Origin of the sequence: Microbacterium sp. UBA837 (assembly GCF_002296025.1) — a bacterium.
Taxonomy (GTDB): Bacteria; Actinomycetota; Actinomycetes; order Actinomycetales; family Microbacteriaceae; genus Microbacterium.
Genome location: NZ_DBHD01000032.1, coordinates 1 through 5,708, shown reverse-complemented (window position 1 = coordinate 5,708; position 5,708 = coordinate 1). Strand labels below are relative to the sequence as shown.

5 protein-coding genes are annotated in these 5,708 nt (G+C 66.2%); 3 read left to right on the top strand and 2 right to left on the bottom strand.

Going from position 1 to position 5,708, the window contains the following annotated elements; translation table 11 throughout:
• The first annotated feature begins 235 nt into the window (after positions 1-235).
• Positions 236-1,333 carry a hypothetical protein gene (locus B3587_RS02590; RefSeq protein WP_228177294.1) on the top strand — a complete coding sequence of 366 codons (1,098 nt, stop codon included), beginning with the start codon at positions 236-238 and terminating at the stop codon, positions 1,331-1,333.
• A 17-nt stretch (positions 1,334-1,350) separates the two neighbouring features.
• Here B3587_RS02590 and B3587_RS02585 read toward each other — a convergent pair whose 3' ends face one another.
• Positions 1,351-2,124, bottom strand: a complete 774-nt coding sequence (locus B3587_RS02585) for a fructose 1,6-bisphosphatase (RefSeq protein WP_228177295.1) — start codon at positions 2,122-2,124, stop codon at positions 1,351-1,353.
• Positions 2,125-2,277: 153 nt separating this feature from the next.
• Between B3587_RS02585 and B3587_RS02580 the strand changes: the two genes are divergently transcribed.
• Positions 2,278-3,912, top strand: a complete 1,635-nt coding sequence (locus B3587_RS02580; RefSeq protein ID WP_292726321.1) for a sensor histidine kinase — start codon at positions 2,278-2,280, stop codon at positions 3,910-3,912.
• Entirely contained in the window at positions 3,912-5,069 is a 1,158-nt protein-coding gene (locus B3587_RS02575) for a hypothetical protein (protein ID WP_292726319.1), read from the top strand. The genes B3587_RS02580 and B3587_RS02575 overlap by 1 nt, the downstream gene beginning before the upstream one ends.
• A gap of 129 nt (positions 5,070-5,198) precedes the next feature.
• Here the strand turns inward: B3587_RS02575 and B3587_RS02570 are convergent.
• Positions 5,199-5,708 (bottom strand): hypothetical protein (locus B3587_RS02570; protein WP_292726317.1); only part of this gene is annotated, 510 nt, incomplete at its 5' end.

Here is a 5,708-nt window from a genome sequence, read left to right as displayed (position 1 = left end):
CCGGGATACTGCCCGATCGCGGGCTGATTCTGCTGCGGGTACGGAGGAACGTACGGGGCTTCCCAGTGGGACATCAGCACGCTCCTTCCCTCAATCCGCGCGCCAACCGAAGTGCTGTTACCACACTGCTACACTCGGCTCAAGCATCCGGTCTGTTGTCGAAGAGCATCACCTCAGGTTTTCCTCAAGAAAGCCTCCGGTGAATACCCGAGGCCCCGAGAAACAGAAGCGCAGAATGAGTGTACTGGAGTTGTCTGCCGTCCTGGCGATCGCTTTCGTGATCGCCGCACCGGCCCTCATCCAGTTGCCCGGCAAGCCTCTCCCCAATGGTGGGCGCGCTGCCCGTCGGTACTTTCTGCGCTTCGCTGCCGCCGCAGCCCTGAGCGGAGTCGTCGCCGGCATCACATCCGCACTGGTGCCGGATCAGCCGATGCCGATCATCATCGGGGCGGCGAACGCGGCGCTCGTCGGCGGACCCGCCTACTTCTGGGCGGGGATGCGACAACTGCGAGACACCTCGATCACCCCCGGCTGGGTGGTGTCGGTGGCGGTCGCGGCCACCTTCATCGCGAGCGCGACAGTGACCGCCGTCATCGGGGGCCCGACCGACGGCTTCGTGTTGCGGCTGATCCTGGTGGCCGTCGGATGCGGAGGGGTCGCGATCGAGGCTTTCCGCCCGCCGGCGCGCGACATCGCAGCCTTCCGACTGATCGGTGTCATCTTCGCCGTCTACGCCGTGTATTCGGCGATCCGCACGTTCATGTTCTTCGCCGTCGGCGAGGACTCCCCCGCGTTTCAAACGGTGTTCTCACCCCTGACGGCATCAGTTCTCAGCATCCTGCTCGTGGTAACCCTCTGCGTGGCGGTGTGGTGGAGCGACCGCGCGCTGGAGACTCGAGCACGGCAGATCGAGCACCTCATCAATGCGCTGCGCTCAGACATCGCCTCCCACGGCGCGGTGACCGTCTACGACGTCGAGGTCCCCGACCTCAGTCTCATCCGCGCCGCCTTCGGTGGCCCCGCAGCAACAGCCGTGGATCGCGCTGCGGCGATGTCTCTTCACGAGCTCCTTCCCGACGCCGCACATCGCGGCCGCGTCGGCCGCCATGTCGTCGCACTTCCCGGAGACCAGCGGATCGAGAACCTGGAGAGCGTCGTGAAGGCGGCAACCGCCCACGCCGTGCCGAACCTCGACTACCGCGAAGCGATCGAGATCCGCATAACGCGCTACACGCTGCATTCCGAGGCAGAACTCGCCGCGGTCTGGCCCGATGCCGCCCCGACCGCCACGAGTGATCTCAAGACCCGGCCGGCAGGCGGCGTCGTCAGCTGACTCGGTCCGGCTCCCGCTCAGCCCTGAGGCGCGGTGGTCGGCTCGTTGGACACGATGTTCAGCGTGCCCTGATCGTTGTAGATCGCGATCGGCAGGTACTGATAAATCGTCTGTTGCGCGAACGAGGCGTCGTCGTTGGCGGTGCCCTCGACGTAGATGCCGAACGAGAACTGCAGCGTGATGCCGTACGTATCGGCCGGAAGCATGAAGATCGTCGTCTCGGGTACGAGCAGACCACCCTGATAGCTGTTGAGCAGCAGGCCGCGGTCAGAGCGCAGCGTGTCCGGCGGCACCAGCGTGCGCGGGTCGGCGGCGAACTGGAACGGCTGCTGCACCATCCCCGAGGTCTGCGCGGTCTGCGACGTGATCGAAATCGACGAAATGTAGACGCGGCGCTTCTGTGTCAACACCGCCTTGTCATCGACGCGACGGTCATACGCGTTGATCGCGAACCCGAACACCTTCTCATTGTTCGGCGTCCACTCGCGCGTGCGCTTCGGGTCGGCAGCCCACACATCGAGAACGACTTCCAGATCGGACGCGACATCCGTCGTGAGCGAGACAGACCCGTCGTACGAGAACAGCGAGTCGAAGTCCATCGTCGCCATTGTCGAGACCGGCTGCGGCACCGGCGTCGCCGTCGATGCTGTGCCCGGCGCTTCGCCCTGGATCGAATTGAAGGCCTCGGCGATCTGCTGGCATCCGGTCAAGGACGAGGCGCCCAAAGCCAGTGCGGCGGCACCGAGCACGACGCGGCGCACGACGCGCGACGATTGCGGGGCGGTGGCCATGGTTTCTCCTTGAGCGGGCCGACGTGCAGGGCAGCGAGGGCTGATTTTCCGCGGTTTTCTCGGGCTCATGGCGGGTTCCACAAGCCGGATGCGCTGGAAGTATACGATACGAACAAAGGCCTGAACTCAACGCTGTCTAAGGGGGAGCACAAGGTGAGCGCAAGAGACGCGCAATTCCGCGACGTCGACGGCGCGACAGTGCGAGTGAGGTCTATTTGGCTCACGCAGCTCTCCCTGGGCGTCTCGATCATCATCATCTCGGTCGTGTCGCTCGGTTACGAGCCGGAGCTGTTCACGTCGTGGCTCATGCTCACCGGTGTGGCGATCGTCATCCTGGCCACCGCCGTGACTCTCGTAACCCCCTGGGCGCGGATGCCCCGGTGGTTGCCGCTGGTCATCCCCTTCGCCGACATCGTCGCCGTCGGTTTTATGGCGGCATCCTCGATCCTGCCGCTCGGCTTCTTCTGGGTCTTCCCCATCATGTGGATCGGCCTGCACTTCTCGCGCTGGGCACTCGGTGCTGCTGTCGCAACCATCGCCGGTTCTCTTCTGATTGAGGCGGCGACCTCGGCCGAGCCCCCCGGCGCCGTGGAATTGTTCACTGTGCTCCTGGGCGTGACGTTCCTGGGGGTTACCGCGAGCATCACGATGCGCCAGACGCGCGCGTTCAAGCGCTTGCTCCTCGGCCAGACGCGGCGTCTCGAGACGACGCTCGACCGGGTCTCGAACGCCGAGCGCAGCACGATCGAGCTGATCAACGGCGTGGATGTCGGCATCCTCCGCTTCGCCCGTGACGGGTCTCTGCTCGCTGCCAACACCACCTACGACCGCCTCTACGGCACGAACCTCAACGACCCGAGTTCTCCCCCCACATCGGTCGAGTACGCGTCCCTGCAGGGGACGGCGATTCCGGCATCCGAGCGAACCTTCGCGCGTGCGCAGCGCGGCGAGATCTTCGAGGATGCCCGTGTCTGGCTCTTCGACGCCGAGGGCACCTGGCATGCCCTCTCCGTGACCACCATGCCGCTGACCTCGTCAGCCGACGACTCCGCGTCGACGATGCTCGTGGCCCACGACATCACCGCCGTCACCGAGGCCGAGCGCGAACGCGAACGTATCGCCGCGGTGGCCTCCCACGAGCTGCGGCACCCGCTCACCGTCATCATCGGCCACGCCGACCTCGCACTCGAAGAAGAGGACGAGCTGACTCCGAAGATTCGGGAGCACCTCGAGACCATCCTCTCGGCCAGCGAACGGATGCTGGGTATCGCCTCGACGATGCTGCAACGCTCACGCAGCGGGTTCACCCCCACCCAAGACCGCCGCTCCTTCGACCTCGTCCCGATGCTCGCCGCCGTCAGCGAAGCTTTCGCTGCGTCGGCGCGCGAACAGCGCGTGACGCTCGAAACCGATCTTCCCGCGCACCTGCGGATGGATGGCGACGTGTTCCGCCTCCGGCAGGTCCTCGACAACATCGTCAGCAACGCCGTCAAGTACACGCCGGCAGGCGGATCCGTGCGGGTCTCGGCGTCCCTGGATGGCGACACCGCCGTGATCGTGGTCACCGACACCGGTATCGGCATCGCCTCCGAGGACCTGGAGCACGTGTTCGACCCGCTGTTTCGCAGCACCCGCGCCCAGGAACAGGCACCCGGCACCGGTCTCGGGCTCGGTATCGCGCGCGAGATCGTGACCGCCCACGGCGGCACCCTCACCGTGACCAGCGAACTCGGTCACGGCACGACAGTGACTCTCCGCCTTCCCCGTTCCGTCACTCCGGAGTCGTGATGATCTTTTCCGCACCTGGTGAGTTGCCCTGGCCCGACCTCGACGGCGCGAACATCGGCATCGCCCACGCGACCATCGCGACCCTCGGCACGATCCTGTTCGTGGGGCTGGCCTTTCTCGCAAGGCCCCGCCGGTCCACCCTCCTGTGGTCGCTGACGTTCATGGGAATCATGGTGGCCTGCTACGGCTACCTCGCCGCGACCGCGGCCGAATCCGAGGAGTTGCGACGAGGGTCGATGGGTCTGTTGTTGGGTGCCCCGGCGCTGCTGTGGTCGGGACTGCGCGCCCACCGCAAAGTGCGCACCTACGCGTGGATCAGCGCTCTCGTCGCCGCCGCGTCGATCCTCGCGCTCCTCGCGCCGGGTGAGTCGGCCTGGTTCGGACTGGCCTACCGTGTCATGTTCTTCGTGTCCGGCATCTTCGGGGTGCTGTTCCTCCTCGAGTGGCGGCGCATCCCGGAACGGTCCGAGCGTCTGCTGTGGCCCATCGTCGTCGCCTCGGCGGGCTACGCGCTCGCTGGCGTCACGGTGCTCATCGGTGCCCTCTTCACCCCGCTTTCGACGGCTGAAGCTTTCGCCTCGACACGCATCTTCAACTCCATCGGGATGCTCGTCTACATGGTGTGCGCCCTCGTGTCGCTGGTGCCGTTGGTCACCCCGGGGTCGCGAGCGATCGAGTCGAGCGCGCCACAGGGCGACTGGGGTCGGTTCGTCGGGACGGCCCGCGAGCGTCTCGAACGTGCGGCAGCGCGGGATGCCGACACGTGGTCGCTCCTGCGCATCGAACTCGACGACGCCGAAGACCTGCAAGAGGCGGGAGGCCCGGCGATCTTCGGTCGACTCCTTCGCGACATCCAGGCGCGCGTCACTGCCGTCTTCCCGACGGATGCCGACATCGCGATCGCCCCCGACAGCGCAGTCATCGTGCTGATCTCTCGTCCCGAAGCAGTCATCCGGGACCTCGTACGGGATGTGCTGAGGCGAATCGCCGTGCGTGACCCCGCGGCCCCCATCACCGTGACCACCTCAGCCAGCATCGGCTGGGCAAGCGTCGCGACGGCAGGATTCGACCTGGACGCTCTGCTTGCCACCGCGGCCGCGGCCGCGGCTACGGCCCGGGCGCAGGGTGGCGACCGCTGGGAGCGCGTTACCGCCTGACCAGAAACGCTACTGCCCTACCCGACACCCACCCCGCCGAACCCACACCTTCCGCGCCGAGCCCACACGTCTGGCACGCCGAAGCGTGTGGGGTCGCGCGCGAACGTGTGGGTTCGCGGATCGGAAGCGCTACTGCTGCGCGATCGCGATGGTGAGCGTGTCGGATGCCGTCTGCTTCGCGTATTCGTTCGAGGTCGGGGTCGTCTGCACGAGGAAGTCGTACGTGAACTGGACTGTCACCGAGATCGCGTTCGACGGCACCGGACCGACGGTGAAGTTCTGTGAGTAGCTGTAGGGCGAGAGCACGAGATAACCGGGGTTGACGCTCGCAGCATCCACCTGCGGATCCAGGGGAGCAAGGTCTCCCGTGTCGCTCTGGGGCACCGCGACCATCGTCGCCCGCTGCAGGTAGACCTTTTGGCCGTCGTTGGGCTCAATCGTCGTGATCAGTGACAGGCTGATCGGCTTGAGCGCGTCGGCTGTCCACTTGTCCATCGACAGCGTCGACCAGTAGTCGACGGTTGCCTTCACGGCTCCGGCCTGGAGGTCTCGCTGCGTTGCGCCGCTGGACAGATCGTTCTTCACCGGCGGGGCGACGGTCTGCCGGGTGGAGGTCGGCGTCGGACTCGAGGTCTCGTA

Excerpts from the sequence above, each read along its gene's own strand:
- B3587_RS02590 (WP_228177294.1), top strand. The coding sequence starts at position 236 with ATGAGTGTACTGGAGTTGTCTGCCGTCCTGGCGATCGCTTTCGTGATC.
- B3587_RS02585 (WP_228177295.1), bottom strand. The coding sequence starts at position 2,124 with ATGGCCACCGCCCCGCAATCGTCGCGCGTCGTGCGCCGCGTCGTGCTC.
- B3587_RS02575 (WP_292726319.1), top strand. The coding sequence starts at position 3,912 with ATGATCTTTTCCGCACCTGGTGAGTTGCCCTGGCCCGACCTCGACGGC.